Annotated in this window: 14 protein-coding genes; 4 read left to right on the forward strand and 10 right to left on the reverse strand. The window is 66.3% G+C overall.

Annotation, left to right across the window (positions count from 1 at the left end):
• Positions 1-5: 5 nt before the first annotated feature.
• From PD284_RS12605 to PD284_RS12620, 4 genes are all read right to left on the reverse strand, one after another.
• Positions 6-1,784, reverse strand: coding sequence for an ABC transporter ATP-binding protein (locus PD284_RS12605; RefSeq protein ID WP_274628539.1), 1,779 nt, complete (start codon positions 1,782-1,784; stop codon positions 6-8).
• Complete coding sequence (locus PD284_RS12610; protein WP_274628540.1) at positions 1,781-2,650, reverse strand: ABC transporter permease; 870 nt, start codon at positions 2,648-2,650, stop codon at positions 1,781-1,783. The genes PD284_RS12605 and PD284_RS12610 overlap by 4 nt, the downstream gene beginning before the upstream one ends.
• Entirely contained in the window at positions 2,647-3,594 is a 948-nt protein-coding gene (locus PD284_RS12615; RefSeq protein WP_274628541.1) for an ABC transporter permease, read from the reverse strand. The genes PD284_RS12610 and PD284_RS12615 overlap by 4 nt, the downstream gene beginning before the upstream one ends.
• A gap of 166 nt (positions 3,595-3,760) precedes the next feature.
• A complete protein-coding gene (locus PD284_RS12620; RefSeq protein WP_274628542.1) occupies positions 3,761-5,242 on the reverse strand; it encodes an ABC transporter substrate-binding protein in 1,482 nt (493 codons plus the stop codon).
• Positions 5,243-5,459: 217 nt separating this feature from the next.
• Here PD284_RS12620 and PD284_RS12625 point away from each other — a divergent pair, with 217 nt between their 5' ends.
• On the forward strand, positions 5,460-5,969 hold the full coding sequence (locus PD284_RS12625; protein WP_274630623.1) for an OsmC family protein: 510 nt from the start codon (positions 5,460-5,462) through the stop codon (positions 5,967-5,969).
• Here PD284_RS12625 and PD284_RS12630 read toward each other — a convergent pair.
• Complete coding sequence (locus tag PD284_RS12630) at positions 5,966-7,264, reverse strand: acetylornithine deacetylase/succinyl-diaminopimelate desuccinylase family protein (RefSeq protein ID WP_411956203.1); 1,299 nt, start codon at positions 7,262-7,264, stop codon at positions 5,966-5,968. The two genes, PD284_RS12625 and PD284_RS12630, sit on opposite strands and share 4 nt — an antisense overlap.
• A gap of 298 nt (positions 7,265-7,562) precedes the next feature.
• Here PD284_RS12630 and PD284_RS12635 point away from each other — a divergent pair, with 298 nt between their 5' ends.
• From PD284_RS12635 to PD284_RS12645, 3 genes are read left to right on the forward strand one after another with little or no spacing between them, the layout of a single operon-like run.
• Complete coding sequence (locus PD284_RS12635; RefSeq protein ID WP_274628543.1) at positions 7,563-10,412, forward strand: molybdopterin oxidoreductase family protein; 2,850 nt, start codon at positions 7,563-7,565, stop codon at positions 10,410-10,412.
• A complete protein-coding gene (locus PD284_RS12640) occupies positions 10,409-11,173 on the forward strand; it encodes a 4Fe-4S dicluster domain-containing protein (protein ID WP_274628544.1) in 765 nt (254 codons plus the stop codon). Before PD284_RS12635 ends, PD284_RS12640 begins: the two co-directional genes overlap by 4 nt.
• Positions 11,174-11,188: 15 nt before the next feature.
• Positions 11,189-12,115 (forward strand): dimethyl sulfoxide reductase anchor subunit family protein, encoded by a 927-nt coding sequence (locus PD284_RS12645; RefSeq protein WP_274628545.1) that lies wholly within the window; start codon positions 11,189-11,191, stop codon positions 12,113-12,115.
• Between the two features lie 235 nt (positions 12,116-12,350).
• On the opposite strand, the gene PD284_RS12650 is transcribed toward PD284_RS12645, so the two are convergent.
• Genes PD284_RS12650 through PD284_RS12670 form a run of 5 tightly spaced genes read right to left on the reverse strand, consistent with a single transcriptional unit; the run spans position 12,351 to position 17,138 of the window.
• Positions 12,351-13,286, reverse strand: coding sequence for a lipid A biosynthesis lauroyl acyltransferase (locus PD284_RS12650; protein WP_274628546.1), 936 nt, complete (start codon positions 13,284-13,286; stop codon positions 12,351-12,353).
• Entirely contained in the window at positions 13,286-14,314 is a 1,029-nt protein-coding gene (locus PD284_RS12655; RefSeq protein ID WP_274628547.1) for a zinc-binding dehydrogenase, read from the reverse strand. The genes PD284_RS12650 and PD284_RS12655 overlap by 1 nt, the downstream gene beginning before the upstream one ends.
• A 30-nt stretch (positions 14,315-14,344) precedes the next feature.
• Positions 14,345-15,616 carry a beta-ketoacyl-ACP synthase gene (locus PD284_RS12660; RefSeq protein ID WP_274628548.1) on the reverse strand — a complete coding sequence of 424 codons (1,272 nt, stop codon included), beginning with the start codon at positions 15,614-15,616 and terminating at the stop codon, positions 14,345-14,347.
• A 13-nt stretch (positions 15,617-15,629) separates the two neighbouring features.
• On the reverse strand, positions 15,630-16,817 hold the full coding sequence (locus PD284_RS12665; protein ID WP_274628549.1) for a beta-ketoacyl-ACP synthase: 1,188 nt from the start codon (positions 16,815-16,817) through the stop codon (positions 15,630-15,632).
• A 33-nt stretch (positions 16,818-16,850) separates the two neighbouring features.
• Positions 16,851-17,138 (reverse strand): acyl carrier protein, encoded by a 288-nt coding sequence (locus tag PD284_RS12670; protein ID WP_274628550.1) that lies wholly within the window; start codon positions 17,136-17,138, stop codon positions 16,851-16,853.
• Between the last annotated feature and the right edge of the window lie 43 nt (positions 17,139-17,181).

Here is a 17,181-nt window from a genome sequence, read left to right on the forward strand (position 1 = left end):
TACGGCTATCCCTGTTCCCGCAGTCGCCGCGCGACTGCCCGATGCAGATCTGGCGCGGCCGCGACCAGTTCCCTCGCGGCATCCGACTGCGGATCGTCGAGCACCTCGGCCGTGCGCCCCGCCTCGACGATGCGCCCCTCGTGCATGACCATGACGTCGTCGGTGATCGCGCGTGCGACCGTGAGGTCGTGGGTGATGAACAGGTAGGCGACGCCGAGCCGCTGGTTGAGTTCAGCGAAGAGGTCGAGGATCTGGGCGCGGATCGAGACGTCCAGCGCGGAAACCGGCTCGTCCGCGACGATGAGTTTTGGCCGCGTGATGAGTGCGCGGGCGATCGAGATGCGCTGCCGCTGTCCGCCCGAGAACTCGTGCGGGTATTTGTGCATGTCGTCCGCGGTCAGCCCCACCTCGTGGAGGGCGCGCGCGACCATGTCCCGGCGCTCCGCCGGGCCGGGCTTCGATTCGAGGAGGTGCAGCGGCTCGGCCACCAGCCGCTCGACGCGGTGGCGCGGGTCGAACGAACCGTAGGGATCCTGGAACACGACCTGCATGTCGCGCCGGGCAGGACGCAGGGCGGACTCGCTCTTCCCGGTCAGCGTGTCGCCGCGGAAGCGGATTTCGCCCGACGTCGGCCTGTCGAGCGCCAGGATCATCCGGGCAAGCGTGGACTTTCCGCAGCCGGAGCGGCCGACCAGGGCGACGGACTGGCCGGGCCGCATGGCGAAGGAAACGTCGTCCACGGCCCGCATCGGCTGGCCGGGGCGAAAGAGGGACAGGCGGCGTCCGGGGTAGTCGCGGGTGATACTGTGGACTTGCAGGAGGGACGGAGGCTGCGAAACACCCCCCTCTGTCCTGCCGGACATCTCCCCCTCAAGGGGGGAGATTGGGCTGTCCGGTATGCTTTCGCCAATCGGCAACGTCGTCGATTTCGCCAAGCCGTCGAAACTGCCGATCTCCTCCCTTGAGGGGGAGATGTCCGGCAGGACAGAGGGGGGTGAACGATGCAGCCTTCCCGCCGGCACGTGCATTGACGCCAGCGCGAGCTGCCGCGTGTAGGGATGGCTCTGTTCCGACAGCGTGCGCGCCGTCTCGCCGGTATCCATCACCTCGCCATGGCGCATGATGGTGATGCGGTCGGCCATGTCGGCGACGACGGCGAGGTCGTGGCTGATCAGCAGGAGACCCATGCGGTTCTCGTCGACGAGGTCGCGCAGCAGATCGAGGATCTGAGCCTGCAGGACGACGTCGAGCGCGGTGGTCGGTTCGTCGGCGATGAGCAGTTTTGGCTTCAGCGCGCAGGCGATGGCGATGACGACGCGCTGGCGCTGGCCGCCGGACAGTTCGTGCGGATAGCGCGACAGCGGGAATTTCTGCTCTGGCAGGCCGACGCGCTCGAGGATTTTTCTGGCGCGGTCCTCGGCATCGGCCCGGTTGGCGCCGGTGTGCCAGCGGATGCCTTCAGCGACCTGCTCGCCGATGGTCTTGACCGGATTGAGCGCCGTCATCGGCTCCTGGAAGACCATGCCGATGTCGTCGCCACGCAGTGCGCACATGCGTTCTTCGCTGGCGGAAAGAATGTCGGCTCCGTCGAACAGCACGCGGCCGGCGGCCCGCGCGCGGGCGGGCAGGAGCTGCATGATGGTCAGCGCCGTCATCGACTTGCCGGAGCCGGATTCGCCGACCAGTCCCATGACCTCGCCCGGCGCGATCGAGAGATCTATCCCCTTGAGGATGGGCAGGCCCTCGATCTCCAGGCTGAGTTTCTCGACCTGGAGCAGGCTCACCGCTGGCGCCTCAGCTTGGGGTCGAGCGTGTCGGACAGGCCGTCGCCGAGCAGGTTGAGGCCGAGCACGGTGAGGACGATCGCGAAGCCGGGAAACAGCGCCAGATAGGGGGCGACGATCATGCGGGTCTGAGCGTCGAAGAGCATGCGGCCCCAGCTCGGCATCGGCGGCTGCGCGCCGAGGCCGACATAGGAGAGGCCGGCTTCGGCCAGGATGCCCAGCGCGAACTGGATGGTGCCCTGCACTAGCAGCATGCTCGCGATGTTGGGCAGGATGTGCTCGACGGTGATGAGTGCCGGGCCCTTGCCGGCGGCGCGGGCGGCCAGGATGAACTCGCGCGGCCACAGCGACAGCGCCCCGGCGCGGGCGACGCGGGCAAAGACGGGGATATTGAAGATGCCGATGGCGATGATCGCGTTGATCGCGCCCGGGCCGAAGATCGCGGTGATCATGACCGCGGAGAGCAGGGCAGGGAACGCGAACACCAGATCGTTGAAGCGCATCAGCGCCTCGTCGATCCAGCCACCGCGTGCGGCGGCCCAGCAGCCCAGCGGGACGCCGAGCCCCATGCCGATGCCGACCGCCACCAGCGCGACGGCAATGGAGTTGCGGGCGCCGACCATGATCATCGAAAAATTGTCGCGGCCGAAATGGTCCGTCCCGAACCAGTGCGTCGCGGATGGCGGCAGCATGCGGTCGGCGACGATCAACTTGGTGACGTCGTATGGGGTCCAGAAGAAGGAGACCAGCGCCATCAGCGCCACGATCGCCGTGATCACGAAACCGACGACGAAGGAGCGGCTGCCAAGCGCCTTCCTGACGAGGCTGCCGAAGGTGTCGCGGTCCTGCAGCGGCTCGATGCTCATCGGCGCGTCCTCAGCCGGGGGTCGACGATGGCGTAGGAGATGTCGACCAGCAGGTTGACGACGATGACGGCCGCCACCAGCAGCATGACCACACCCTCAACCACGATCAGGTCTCGTTGCGTGATCGCCTGGAAGATCAGGCGGCCAAGACCCGGCAGGTAGAACACGTTCTCGATGATGATGGTGCCGGCGAGCAGGAAGGCGAACTGGAGGCCGAGGATGGTGAGCACCGGGATCAGCGCGTTGCGCAGCGCATGCCGCCACAGCACGTAGCTGCGCGGCATGCCCTTGGCGCGGGCGGTGCGGATGTAGTCCTCGCCGAGCACCTCGAGCAGCGCGGAGCGGGTGACGCGCGCGAGGATGGCCGCCTGGGGCAGGGCGAGCGCGACGGCCGGCAGGATCAGCGCCTTGAGCGCCGGCCAGACGCCTGCGCTCCAGCCGGGAAAGCCGCCGGCCGGGACCCAGCGCAGCCACACCGCGAAGATGTAGACGAGGATCAGCGCGAACCAGAAGTTGGGCACGGCGACGCCGACCTGCGAGAGGCCCATGGAAACCGCATCGGCGGCCTTGCCCCGGCGCGCCGCGGCGAACAGGCCGACCGGAATGGCGATGGCGGTCGAAAGGACCAGGGCTATGACCGCAAGCGGCAGCGAAACGCCGATCCGCTCTGCGACAAGGTCGATCACCGGCACGGAATAGGTGTAGGAGCGGCCGAAATCGAGCGTCAGCAGACCGCCCAGCCAGGAGAGGTATCGCCACACCAATGGCTGGTCGAGGCCGAGCTGCTCGCGTAGCGCAGCCAGCGCTTCCGGCGTCGCGTTCATGCCGAGCATTAGCTGGGCCGGATCGCCCGGCACGATCTCGAGCACGGCGAACACCACCAGCGACGCCGCCAGGAGCGTCGCGATGCCGATGAGGAGGCGCTTCAAGAGGAAGGCGGTCATGCGTGCGGCCTCTCTCTCCCCCTTGGGGGGAGGGTCCGGCCGAAGGCCGGAGGTGGGGTCGCTGCGGCAGTGCTCGACATAGTCTTCGCATCGGCACGCGGCATGAACCTACCCCACCCGGCTCGCTCCGCTCGCCACCCTCCCCTCAAGGGGGAGGGCAAACCCATCAATCCACCCACTTCACCTTGGTCATGTCGTTCGCCTGGATCGGGGAGTTCTCCCACATGCCCTCGACCTTGGCATCCCATACGCCGACCTTGGCGAGCTCGAACAGGAAGACGGCCGGAACGTCGTGGGCCAAAATCTTCTGCGCGGCGCCCAGCAGTTCCTTGCGCTTGGCGTCGTCGGCCGTGACGGAGAGATCAGCGATGACCTTGTTGAACTCCGAATTCTCGTACTGGAAGTAGTAGCCGGGCCGCGAATAGATATCGATGTCGTTCGGCTCCGTGTGCGACACGATGGTGAGGTCGTAGTCCTTCTCGGTGAAGACCTTGCTCAGCCAGTCCGCCCACTCGACAGGGACGATCTCGAGGTTGATGCCGATCTCGCGAAGCTGCGAGGCGATCACCTGTCCGCCGTCACGTGCATAGGCCGGGGGCGGCAGCTTCAGCGTGGCGTTGAAGCCATTCTCCAGCCCGGCCGCCTTCAGGTACTCCTTGGCCTTGGCGATGTCGTGCGGATAGGTGCCGGTCAGGTCGACATAGGCGGGATTGGCCGGCGACATGTGCGAGCCGATGGGCGCCCCGAGGCCGCTGCCGTTACCGGCGATGATGGCCGCGCGGTCGATCGCCGAAGCGATCGCCTGGCGGACTTCCAGCTTGTCGAAGGGCGGCTTCTTGTTGTTCATCGACAACAGCGTCTCGCCCTCGGTGGTGCCGATCACGACCTTGAGGCGCGGATCTGCTTGCAGCTGCGGCAGCGCATCGCCGACCGGGGCGTTCGGAAACGCCTGCACGTCGCCCGACAGCAGCGCCGGCACGGCAGCCGCGGCGTCGGGGATGATGCGGAACTCGACCTTGTCGAGCGCGACCGGATCGCCCCAATAGCCGTCTGCCTTCGAGAGCTTGATCGAGGAGCCCTTGGCCCAGCTGTCGAACTTGAACGGTCCGGTGCCGACCGGCTTCTCCTTGTTGCCGTCCGCCGATTCGGGCGCGACGATGACCGCGTCGCCGATGCCCATGTTGTAGAGGAACAGGCCCTCCGGGTGCTTCAGCGTCACCTTCACGGTGCCCGGATCGACCACGTCGACCGATTCGATGCCGGCGAAGATTGCCTTGGTCGCATTGGTGGAGTTTTCGGCGCGCGCGCGGTCCAGCGTGAACTTGACGTCGTCGGCGTTGAAATCCGTGCCGTCATGGAATTTCGCGCCGGTGCGCAGCTTGAAGGTGTAGACCTTGCCGTCGTCGGAGATGGTCCAGCTCTCGGCGAGCCCCGGTGCAACCTCGCCGGTGGCGGTGATGCGGGTCAGCGCTTCGAAGACATTGGCGTAGAGAATCTCGTCGATCGCTGCGGCTGCGCCCGCGGTCGGATCGAGATGCGGCGGTTCCAGCACGACGCCGACGACGATGTCCGTGCGTGCGGCGTTCGCCGCGGTGCTCGACGCGAGCGCAAGAGCCGTCGCCGCCAGAACTGACTTCCAAGCTGTCATTACAATCTCCCCGCGGAAAAATCCTGCGCGATACAAGCGCGAAATCGAGCGGGAGTAAATCGAGTTTGTTTCCGTTCCGGCAGTCGCCGGGGGAAACGCGTTTCTGATTTTTGCATCGGTCACGGCAATTCTCAGGAGCGGCCGACATTTTTCGGTGCGACCACCGCGGTCAAGCGATAGGATCGGCGGCGTGATGCTTGCCGATGAGGTGCCGGGCATGGACGCAGCAACATTGAAGGCGCAGCAGGCGCCGCTCAAGGACAGCTACCGCGAACAGCCGGAGAAAGCGCTGATCACGCTACGGGCACGCGGTTCGATCGACGACCAGTCGATTGCCTGCAAGGTGGAGACCGGCCGCGCGATCGCGACCGCCGGGCTGCACCCGGCGACCGGCGGCAGCGGACTGGAACTCTGTTCCGGCGACATGCTGCTGGAGGCGCTGGTGGCCTGCGCAGGCGTGACGCTGAAAGCCGTGGCGACCGCGCTGGATTTTGGGCTAACGGGCGCGACGGTTTCGGCCGAGGGCGACCTCGATTTCCGCGGCACGCTCGGCGTGGCAAAGGATGCGCCGGTGGGGTTCCAGAAGATCCGGCTGGCGTTCGAACTCGATACCGACGAACCGCAGGAGCGGATCGATTCGCTGCTGAAGCTGACGGAGCGCTACTGCGTAGTGTTCCAGACGCTGAACCAGCGGCCGGAGCTCACGGTGTCCGCGCGCACCGTCTAGTTGCGCGGCCCATTCAGCAGCAGGTCGAGGCCGATCGCCATCACCTTGGCCGATTCGACCATGTCCTGGATACCGACCCATTCGTCAGGCCGGTGGGCGAGGTCGAGGATGCCGGGGCCGTAGGCGATACAGTCGTAGATGTGGCCGATGCGGGCGACGTGCTTCTGGTCGTAGGTGCCCGGAGAGATGACGTAGTCAGGCTCGCGGTCGAAGATGGCGCGGATGCCCTCGGCGACGGCCTGCACGACGGGCGCGTCGCGCTCGGTCATGGTCGGTTGCACCTCCATGAGATCGCGGATTTCGTAGTCGAATTTTGGACGCTCGCGCTTCAGGCGGTCGAGGATCGACACCACCTCCTGCTTCACCTCGCCGATCTTCTCCTCCAGCAGGAAGCGGCGGTCGAGAGTGAGCCGGCACCAGTCGGGCACGTTCGGGGAGGGAAGTCCGGGACGGAAATCGTCGGTCTGCCCGCCGTGGATCGAGTTGAGGTTGAGGGTCGAGCGCCGCGCGCCCTCCGGCACGACAGGCATCTTCGTCTGCTTGCGGTCGAGTGCCGGGAACAGGTCGCGCTCGAACGCCTCAAGCACGGCGCCCATGTGGCGCACCGCGCAATCGCCGAGAAACGGCATCGAACCATGGGCGATCTCGCCCTTGGTCTCGATCTCCGCCCACCACACCCCGCGATGGCCGAGGCAGATGCGGTCCTTGTTCAGCGGTTCGGGGATGATGACGTGATCGACGCGGGGTTTTGAGAAATAACCCTTGCCGGCGAGGTAGGCGACGCCGCCGAAGCCGCCGGATTCCTCGTCCACGGTGCCTGAAATCTCGATGGCTCCCGGAAAGTCGGGACAGACTCGGAGAAACGCCTCCACCGCGATCACCGATGCCGCAAGACCGCCTTTCATGTCGCAGGCGCCGCGGCCATAGACGCGTCCGTCCCTAATGATCCCGGCGAAGGGATCGAGCGTCCAATCCTCGCCGGATTCGACCACGTCGATATGCGAATTGAAGTGCACCGTGGGGCCCGGCCTGGCGCCCTCCCGGCGCGCGATGACGTTGGTGCGGGGATAGCGGTCGCTGTCGCCCGGGGTTCCTTCGCCGCGAACGTACTCGACGGAGAAGCCGCCGCGCTGCAATCGATTACCCAGAAACTCGGCGCATGGCGTGTAGGCTTCGCCTGGCGGATTGATGGTCGGGAAGCGGATGAGGTCGACGGTCAGCTGGACCAGGTCGTCCACCAGGGAATCGATGTTTCGGAAAAGCATCTCGCGCATGGCCGGATTGGAACCGTTCATTCGGTACTTGGCAAGGGCGGAGCGCGTTGGCGCAACCTTTCCCCGCCGGAGGCGCAACACCCGAAACTTCTGAAGGCTCAAAAGGGTGGCTTCGGCAATCGCGTTGGGGGAGACGTGTCGAAGTGATGACGAGGCCTGTGCCGCACGCCCGCGGGCGACAGGTTCAACGCACAGCCATCTTCGCTGCGCCGCTGGGGCACCTGGGGTCTGCAAAATTCGTCGTGAAGTGGCGGTCGTGAGGCATTTCCTTTCCCGGATGTCACCTATAGGGAATCAGGGTGAGGAGATTTTTCTAACGATGCAGGCCGAACCGCATCTCGAATTGTCGGCGCCCGTCGGTGACGAGGTGCGCAAGACCACCTGCTACATGTGCGCCTGCCGCTGCGGCATCGACGTCCATCTGAAGGACGGCAAGATCCGCTACATCGAGGGCAATCGCGACCATCCGGTGAACAAGGGCGTGCTCTGCGCCAAGGGCTCGGCCGGCATCATGCAGCATTACGCGCCGGCGCGGCTGAAGGCTCCGATGAAGCGGGTCGGCCCTCGCGGCTCCGGCGAGTTCGTGGAGATCTCCTGGGACGAGGCGCTGGAGACAGCGACGGAATGGCTGGGCGAGGTCAGGCAATCCGATCCCAAGAAACTGGCCTTCTTCACCGGGCGCGACCAGTCGCAATCGTTCACCGGCTTCTGGGCGCAACAGTTCGGCACGCCGAACTATGCCGCGCATGGCGGGTTCTGCTCGGTCAACATGGCGGCGGCCGGCATCATGACCATCGGTGGGGCATTCTGGGAGTTCGGCGCGCCGGACTGGGACAGGACAAAACTGTTCGTGATGTTCGGGGTCGCCGAAGACCACGATTCCAACCCGATCAAGATGGGCATCGCCAAGCTGAAGAAGCGCGGGGCGCGGTTCGTCTCGGTCAATCCGGTGCGCACAGGCTACTCCGCCGTCGCCGACAACTGGATCGGGATCAGGCCCGGCACCGACGGGCTGCTGATCCTTTCCCTCATCCACGAGCTGCTGAAGGCGCGGCGCATCGATGTCGGCTATCTGCAGCGCTACTCGAACGCTTCCTGGCTGGTGATCGACGCGCCGGGCACTTCCGAGCACGGGCTGTTTGCGCGGGACGGCGACGGGAAGCCGCTGGTCTGGGAGTCGGTCACCGAGCGAGCGGTCGCGCATGGAGCGCCGGGCGCGCAGCCGGCGCTGCACGGGCGCTTCGACCTCGGCGACGGCCGGCATGCGAGCCCGTCGTTCCAACTGCTCGCGGAAAAATACCTCGATCCGAAATACGCGCCGGAGAAGGTGGCCGCCGAAACCGGCGTCGACGCCGACACCATCCGCGGGCTTGCGGCCGAAATCGGGCGGGTCGCCTTCGACGAGGCGATCACCGTCGAGCAGGGCTGGACCGACATGAAGGGCAACCGGCACGACAGCTTCGTCGGGCGGCCGGTCTCGTTCCATGCCATGCGGGGCATCTCCGCGCACTCCAACGGCTTCCAGACGGCGCGGGCGCTGCACATGCTGCAGGTGCTGATCGGCGCGGTGGACTGCCCCGGTGGTTTCCGCTTCGAGCCGCCTTACCCCAAGCCGGTCGAGGCGCACCCGACGCCGCACGGCAGGGCCGAGCATTTCGGCTCGAACAAGCCGCTTTCCGGGCCGCATCTCGGCTTCCCGCGCGGGCCGGAGGATCTGCTCGTCGACCAGGAGGGCAGGCCGAACCGGCTCGACAAGGCGTTCTCCTGGGATGCGCCATTTTCCGCGCACGGCCTGATGCACATGGCGATCGCCAACGCCCATGCCGGCGATCCTTATCCCGTCGAGGTGCTGTTCCTCTACATGGCCAACATGGCCTGGAACTCGTCGATGAATACGGCCGGCGTCATCAGAATGCTGGAAGACAGGGACGAGGCGACCGGCGAGTACAGGATCCCGAAGATCATCTATTCGGACGCCTATGCCTCCGAGATGGTGGCCTATGCGGACCTCATCCTGCCCGACACGACCTATCTGGAGCGGCACGACTGCATCTCGCTCCTCGACCGTCCTATCTCCGAGCCCGACGCGGTGCAGGACGCGATCCGCTGGCCGGTGGTGGAACCCGACCGCAATGTGCGCGGCTTCCAGACGGTGCTGTTGGACCTCGGGGCGCGGCTGCGGCTGCCGGCGTTCGCGGACAGCAGGGGGCACGCGATCTACAAGGACTATGCGGACTATATCGTCCGTCACGAGCGGCGGCCGGGCATCGGTCCGCTCGCCGGTTTCCGCGGCGCGGACGGCGACCGGGCGGGGCGAGGGGCGGCCAACCCGGACCAGCTCAAGCGCTATATCGAGAACGGCTCCTTCTTCGTCACGCACATTCCGCCGGAAGCGCAGTTCTTCAAGCACGACAACAAGGCCTACCAGGACTTTGCCGTGCGCATGGGCTTCTTCGATCAGCCCCAGCCGGTGACGTTCCAGCTCTATCTCGAGCCGCTGCAGAAATTCCGCCTTTGCGCCGAGGGTGTGCGCGAGCCGGTTGCGCCGGTGACCCACCGGCAGCGCATCCTCGACACCTTTTCCCCGCTGCCAGACTGGTATCAACCCTTCGAGGAGGCGGCGGTTTCGTCTGAGGAGTTTCCCTACCACGCGATCACCCAGCGGCCGGCGGCCATGTATCACTCCTGGGGATCGATGAACGCCTGGCTGAGGCAGATCCACACGAAGAACGTGCTCTACGTGCCGGCGGCGATCTGCGACACGGAGGGCTTGCAGAAGGGGGACTGGGTCTGGGTCATCTCGCATCACGGCCGCATCAAGGTCGAGATCGCGCGGATGGAGGCGGTGAATTCGAGCACCGTCTGGACGTGGAACGCGATCGGCAAGCGCGGCGGCGCCTGGGCCTTGGACAACCGAGCGCCGGAAGCCAGAAAAGGCTTCCTGATGAATCACTTGATCCACGAACTTCTACCGCCGAAGGGCGACGGAATGCGGTGGTCGAACTCGGACCCGATCACCGGTCAGGCAGCCTGGTACGACCTCAGGGTGCGGATTGTGAAGGCGGAGCCGGGCGAGGTGAGCGAGCCGCATTTTGCTCCGCCCGGTGAGCCCGCGCCCACCGGCGGGCGGCCGGCGGAACTACGCTACGGTCAGGAGTGGGCGCGATGACCAGCCTCCCATCTCTACCGACGCCGAAAAAGCTCGGTCTTGTGATCGACCTCGACACTTGCGTGGGCTGCCATGCCTGCGTGATCTCCTGCAAGGAATGGAATACCGGCGGCTACGGCAGCGCACTTTCGGACCAGGACCCTTACGGGCCGGACGTTTCCGGCACGTTCCTCAACCGTATCCACAGCTTCGAGGTGACGCCGGAAGGCGGCCAGGTCATCGGCGAGGCGGGCGATGCGCGCATCGTCCATTTTCCAAAGTCGTGCCTGCATTGCGAGGATGCGCCCTGCGTCACCGTCTGCCCGACCGGCGCATCGTACAAACGCTCGGCCGACGGCATCGTGCTCGTCGACGAGGACAAGTGCATCGGCTGCGGGCTGTGCGCCTGGGCGTGCGCCTACGGCGCGCGCGAGATGGATCTTGCCGCCGGCGTGATGAAGAAGTGCACGCTTTGCGTCGACCGCATCTACAACGAGACGCTGGAAGAGATCGACCGCGTGCCTTCCTGCGTGCGCACCTGCCCGGCCAATGCCCGCCATTTTGGCGATCTCGCCGATCCCGCATCGGACGTATCGATCATGGTCGCAGAGCGCGGCGGCATTGACCTGATGCCGGAGCAGGGGACGCGGCCGGTCAACAAGTACCTGCCGCCGCGGCCGCGCAAGCCGCTGGCGCAAAGCGCTCCGGCGAAGGCAGGCCATGATACCGCCGGCGCAACCGGGTTCTTCGCCTGGCTCGACGGCGTGCTCGAGAGGATGTGAAGGTCACGTTTCCCGATGCATCCAGCGCTTTCCATCATCGTCTTCTCGACGTTTTCGGGCCTCGGCTACGGCCTTGCGGCGGTGCTCGGGCTGGGCCTGCTCGATCCCGCCGATGTGGCGACCAAGGTGGCCCACTTCATCGCGCTTGCCCTGATCGCGGGCGGATTATTGTCCTCCACGCTTCATCTGGGCAATCCGCAAAGGGCCTGGCGCGCGTTCTCGCAGTGGCGGTCGAGCTGGCTGTCGCGCGAAGGGGTACTCGCAGTCATCGCCTTCGTGCCGCTGTCGTGGTCGGCGATCGCCTGCTGGTTTTTTGACCTCTACCAGCCGCTGCCCGGGATCGCGGGCGCGCTGCTCGCCGCCGCTACGGTCTACTGCACATCGATGATCTATGCCTCGCTCCGTTCCGTCGATGCCTGGCACACGCGCCTGACGCCGGCGTGCTACCTGCTCTTTGCCGCGGCAGGTGGCCTCACGCTTGCCAGCGCCTTCGCCTTCGCCGGGGTCGGCCCGGCCGGCGCCCTGTCGCTCGCGGCGCTGCTGGCGACGCTCGCCGCGTGGGCCGTCAAGCGGGCGTGGTGGCGGCGGCTGGATACGCTCACGCCGCTCTCAACGCCGGAAAGCGCGACGGGACTGGGACCTATCGGGAAGGTGCGGCTGTTCGAGCGCCCGCACATCAACGAAAATTACCTCACGCGGGAGATGGGCTATCGCATCGCCCGCAAGCATGCCGACAAGCTGCGCCGTATCGCGCTGGGGAGCGGCGCGGTTCTCCCCGCCGCGGTGCTGGCGCTACTCGCGCTGTTCGGGACAGCAGGCGGTGTAATTTCGGTGCTGGCCGCGATGCTCGCTGCCTTCACCTTCCTGGCGGGCGTGTTCGTGGAGCGCTGGCTGTTCTTCGCCCAGGCGCGGCACGCGGTGATGAATTATTACGGCGGCTGAAGGGCAAGCTCGACCAAGCGCCGGATCGTCGGTCCAGCGGTGGCGGCCCCCCACTCCGTCTCGCCCTCCGGGCTCGCCACCTCTCCCCCAGTTTGTAGGGTAGAGGAAGGGCGTCGAGCGTTGCCTCCGCTCTTCCTCTACCCCGTCGAGCGGGGGAGAGGTGGTTTGCGAAGCAAACCGGAGTGGGGGTCGACCTTGTCGCCACCACCTACGGGTGACCACGGCAGGTCGACGCTCAGCGCGCCTTCGCCGGCGTCAGCTTCCAGCGCTTGTGGAACCACATCCACTGGCCGGGATGCTCCCGCACCCAGCGTTCCACGATGTCGTTCAGCAACTGTGCGGTCGCCTTGGCGTCGATCTCCCCACTCGCATCGCGCGGCAGCTCGACCTTCGGCTCCAGTTCGAGCCGGAAACGGTTGCCGGGGAGGCGGATGCAGCGGGCCGGGTAGACGTCGGCGTCATACTGGCGCGCCAGCTTGGGCACCAGGGGGCTCGTCTCGCACTCGCGGCCGAAGAAGGTGGTCCTGATGCCGTACTGGAATTTCTGGTCAACCAGCACGCCGATGGCGCCGTTATCCTCCAGGATGCGTGCGAGCGTGAAGGCGACGCCCCTGCGTGAGGCGAGCAGGCCGCTCATGCCGTTGCTGCGCGCCTTGAAGATGTATTTCGCCAGGAACGGGTTGTTGGGCGGCCGGAACAGGAAGGAAGCGCCGAGGCCATAAACGGTGCCGGCGATCGCCAGCATCTCGAAATTGCCGGTGTGGCCGGTGATCGTGATGCGCGGCTTGTCCTGGTTCGCCAGCTCGATGAAGCGCTCGACGCCGACGACCTCGACCCGGCCGATCTTGTCGGAAAACGGCTCGAAATCGAACAGGGTGTCGAGGAAGATGTATTCGGCCGCCAGCCGCGCCATGTTGGCCCACATGTCGGAGGCGATCTCGTCGATCTCGGCTTCCGACTTCTCCGGAAAAGCCTGGCGCAGGTTGTCCAGCGCAACGCGGTGCCGGCCGACCTTTGGGCCCACCCAGCGCGCCGCCCTGTCGGCGAAGTCGAGCGCCTTGTCCGGCGGCACGCGCCGCAGCAGGCTCAGCACGCCGATGGCGAACTGAGCGATGACCCAGTAGTTCGCGAGCTTCAGCCACTGGCCGAGCCGCACGAGCAGGCGACGCATCAAGCGACCCGGAGGATGATCTTGCCGAAGACGTCACGGCCTTCCATACGCTTCAGCGCCTCGCCGATGCCATCGAAATCGACCTCGGTGTCGATCACCGGAGAAACGATGCCGGCGGCCATCTTCTGCATGGCGTCGGCCATGTTCTCCATGCGGCAACCGAAGGAGCCGAGGATTTTCAGCTGCTGCTGGAAGAGCTGCATCAGGTTCATCGATGTCGAAACGCCGGAGGTCGAGCCGCAGGTGACAAGGCGTCCGCCGCGCTTGAGGCAGAGCATCGAGCCAGCCCAGGTATCAGCACCGACATGCTCGAAGACGACGTCGACGCCCTTCTTCTTCGTGATCTTGCGCACGAGGCCCTCAAAACGGTCCTCGCGATAGTTGATCACGTGGTCGGCGCCCAGCGCCTTTGCCTTCTCGATCTTGTCGTTCGAGCCCACCGTGGTGATGACCGTGCAGCCCATGCGGCGCGCGAGCTGGATTGCGGCGCTGCCGATGCCTGAGCCGCCCGCGTGGACGAGGATCGTCTCGCCCGGCTGCAGCTTGGCGTTGTCGAAGAGCATGTGCTCGACGGTGCCGAAGGTGACGGGGGCGACGGCCGCGCCGACGTCGGTCACGCCGGGCGGGGCAGGGACGAGCAGGCGCGCCGGAAGGTTCATCTTCTCCTGCGCAAAACCGTCGAGATGGAAGCCGTGCACGCCGCCGACGTTCTCGCACAGATTGTCGCGCTTCTCGCGGCATGCCTTGCAGAGGCCGCAGGTGCGCGCGCCGAAGATCGAGACGAGCTGGCCGGGAAGCAGGCCGGACACGCCGGGGCCGACCGTCTCAACGACGCCGGATGCCTCCGCGCCAATGACCAGCGGCATCTTGCGCTTGGCGAACGCCATGCCACGCCAGCCCCAGACGTCGATGTGGTTCAGCGCGACGACTCTGATGGCGACGGTCACCTCGCCCTGAGCGGGCGGGGGCGGTGGCGGGAGGTCGACGGCTTCGAGCCGGCGGTCTTCGACGAGTTGCAGTGCGCGCATGGGCCTTCCAGATCAATGAAAGGAGTGCGCTTAGACCGCTTCTCTCGCCATGACAAGGCAGGCGTTCTGGCCGCCGAAGCCGAACGAGTTCGACAGGACCAGCGAAACGTCGGCGTTGCGCTTCACGTTCGGCACCACGTCGAGGTCGATCGCCGGGTCCGGATTGTCGTGGTTGATGGTCGGCGGGATGACGCCTTCGCGCATGGTCATCAGCGAGAAGGCGGCCTCGATGGCGCCGGCGGCCGAAAGCGTGTGGCCGATCATCGACTTGTTCGACGAGATCGGGATCTTCTTCATGCGCTCGCCGAACACGGTCGAGAGGGAGAGGTGCTCCATCTTGTCGTTCTCGGGCGTCGAGGTGCCGTGCGCGTTGACATAGCCGATGTCGTCGGCGCTGACGCCGGCATCGGCGAGTGCGGCGTGCACGGCGGCGATTGCCGGCGAGCCGTCGGGCTTGGAGCGCGTGCGGTGGAAATCGTCGGCCTTCTCGCCGCAGCCCTTGAGGATGCCAAGAACGGTTGCGCCCCGGGCTGTCGCGCTTTCCAGGGATTCAAGCACCAGCGCCGCTCCGCCCTCGGCCATGACGAAGCCGTCGCGGTCCTTGGAGAAGGGTTTCGAGGCTTTTTCGGGGACGGCGTTCTGGGTCGACAGCGCCGAAAGCAGGGAGAAGCGGATCAAGGCTTCCGCGGTCGCGGACCCATCTGCGCCGATGGCCAGCGCGCGGTCGGTTTCGCCGCGTCGGATCGCTTCGACGCCTAGCTGGATGGCGGTGGCGCCGGAGGCGCAGGCAGTCGAGAGCGTCACCGGCAGGCCGGTGACGCCGAACTTGTCGGCCAGGCGGTCGGCGATCGCCGCGAAGAGGGTGGTCTCCTCGATGTCGCGGCTGTTGAGGGCGCGGGCGGCGGCGAAGAGGCGCTCATAGCCGTTGCCCTCGGCCTGCGAGGCGTAGAGCGCGAAACGGTCCTGCCAGCCGAGCTCCACCGGCGGCGACGCCAGGAACAACGGTCCGCCGAAATCCCCGGAGACGCCCGATTCGGCAATCGCCTCGGCCGCCGCGGTCTCGGCGAGTTCATAGGTGAGCGCCGACGCGCCCTTGCTGCTCGACGGCAGGAAGTCGACCATTCCGGCGATGGTGGTGTTGAGGTGCTCGACCGGGAAGCGCGAGATGCGCCGGATGCCCGACTTGCCGGAGGTCAGCGCCCGCCAGTTGTCGGCCTTGCCGACGCCGAGCGGCGTCACCATGCCGATGCCGGTGACGGCGACGATCGGACGCCCGAGATGGTCTCTGTGCTTCTGCGCCATGGCTGCCTCGCAGTCAGTCCGCCCTGGTCACGAGGGCGACGCCCTCGCCGGAGTTGTAGCCGATCATCGACGCCAGCGCCGCTTTCGGCGCGCCTGCGAAGGAGGGTTCGCTTGCGTCAAGGGCTGGATAGGCCGCACTCCGCTCCACCGCCATCGCGGCGAGCGCGACGGCAAACGGAAACTGCGCTTCCTGTAGGTGGCCGATGGCCGTGGCCATCCCGCGAGGGCGCAGGCTTGGCCGGGCGTCAAGCGCCTTGCGCTCTGCCTCGATCGCGAGCTTCGCTCCCGATCCGGCGGACACGACAAGCGTTTCGCCGTCGGCCGGCGCAGCGCGATCCAGCAGCTTGCCCAGGGAAGCTGCAAGGTCGTCGGCGTTGCGGCGTGCGCGCGCGGCAACGATCGTCGCCAGCCGCCCATAGATCCGCGCGCCCCGTGCCTTGGCGTGTTCCGCCGATTCAAGGACGAGGAAGGCGCCGCCGGAGCCCGGTACGATGCCGCCGCCCTTGGCGTCCGAGCGCGACCAGACCGGCGCAAAGGCGTCCTGGTGCAGGTGTCCACCGAGCGCATAGCCCATGATCATGCTGCGGTAGGTCGCCTGGAACGCGCCGCCGACCAGCGTGATCTTGGACTGGCCCGACGCAATGCGCGCCACCGCGGTCGAGAGCGCCGAAATGCCGGCCGCATCCTCGCCCATGAAGGTGCGTGACGAGCCGGTGACGTTGTGGACGATCGAGATGTTGCCGGCCAGCAGGTTGGAGAGCTGGGCAAGGAACAGCGTCGGGCGCAGGTCCGTCGTCAGCTTCTCGTTGAGGAGCATGTCGTGGTCGGGGCGCGTTTCCGAAGCCGCCAGGATCGTCTCGTCGACCGATTCATCCCGCTCGCCGCCGCCCGCGGAGATGATCATGTCCGTCCGCGACATCAGGTCCTTGTCGGACTTGATGCCGGCGTCATCCAGGGCAAGACCGGCCGTGTAGGTGCCGAGGCGCTGCCACAGCTCCATCTGCCGCTGGTCCGAACGCTTCGGAATCTGCAGGTTCCAGTCGATTTCCGGTAGCGGATGGACACTGTAGGGCGGGAACGACGTGGCGTTCACCACCGGCTCGACGCCGGGGGATGAAAGCGCGCGCCAATGGGCGTCCGCGCCTTCGCCGAGCGAGGAAACCAGGCCTATGCCGGTGATGACGACGTCGTTGGTGCTCATGCTGCGGGAGGCGCGACGGTCAGCGGTCGATCGTCAGGCGGAGGCCGCGCGGGCGGCGACCAGCTCGTCGATCTTTGCGCAGAGGTTCTTCATCACGAAGTACTCCTCGGTCGAACCGCGTCCTTCGTTCACATCCTGGGTCCACTTCTCCAGCGGCACCTTGATTCCGAATTCCTTGTCGATGGCAAAGACGATGTCAAGGAAATCAAGGCTGTCGATGCCGAGGTCATCGATGGTGTGGCTGTCCGGGGTGATCTTGTCGCGATCGATCTCGCTGGTGGATGCGATGATGTCGGCAACTCTGTCAAAGGTTGTTGGCACGGGAGTTCCTTGAACTGAACTTCGTTTGATTGGGGGAGTCGAG

The sequence above is a fragment of the Mesorhizobium shangrilense genome (genome assembly GCF_028826155.1).
In the GTDB taxonomy this organism is placed as follows: domain Bacteria; phylum Pseudomonadota; class Alphaproteobacteria; order Rhizobiales; family Rhizobiaceae; genus Arvimicrobium; species Arvimicrobium flavum.

Coding starts and splice junctions, on each gene's coding strand:
- PD284_RS12610 (WP_274628540.1), bottom strand. CDS start 2,650: ATGAGCATCGAGCCGCTGCAGGACCGCGACACCTTCGGCAGCCTCGTC.
- PD284_RS12615 (WP_274628541.1), bottom strand. CDS start 3,594: ATGACCGCCTTCCTCTTGAAGCGCCTCCTCATCGGCATCGCGACGCTC.
- PD284_RS12620 (WP_274628542.1), bottom strand. CDS start 5,242: ATGACAGCTTGGAAGTCAGTTCTGGCGGCGACGGCTCTTGCGCTCGCG.
- PD284_RS12625 (WP_274630623.1), top strand. CDS start 5,460: ATGGACGCAGCAACATTGAAGGCGCAGCAGGCGCCGCTCAAGGACAGC.
- PD284_RS12630 (WP_411956203.1), bottom strand. CDS start 7,264: ATGAACGGTTCCAATCCGGCCATGCGCGAGATGCTTTTCCGAAACATC.
- PD284_RS12635 (WP_274628543.1), top strand. CDS start 7,563: ATGCAGGCCGAACCGCATCTCGAATTGTCGGCGCCCGTCGGTGACGAG.
- PD284_RS12640 (WP_274628544.1), top strand. CDS start 10,409: ATGACCAGCCTCCCATCTCTACCGACGCCGAAAAAGCTCGGTCTTGTG.
- PD284_RS12645 (WP_274628545.1), top strand. CDS start 11,189: ATGCATCCAGCGCTTTCCATCATCGTCTTCTCGACGTTTTCGGGCCTC.
- PD284_RS12650 (WP_274628546.1), bottom strand. CDS start 13,286: ATGCGTCGCCTGCTCGTGCGGCTCGGCCAGTGGCTGAAGCTCGCGAAC.
- PD284_RS12655 (WP_274628547.1), bottom strand. CDS start 14,314: ATGCGCGCACTGCAACTCGTCGAAGACCGCCGGCTCGAAGCCGTCGAC.
- PD284_RS12660 (WP_274628548.1), bottom strand. CDS start 15,616: ATGGCGCAGAAGCACAGAGACCATCTCGGGCGTCCGATCGTCGCCGTC.
- PD284_RS12665 (WP_274628549.1), bottom strand. CDS start 16,817: ATGAGCACCAACGACGTCGTCATCACCGGCATAGGCCTGGTTTCCTCG.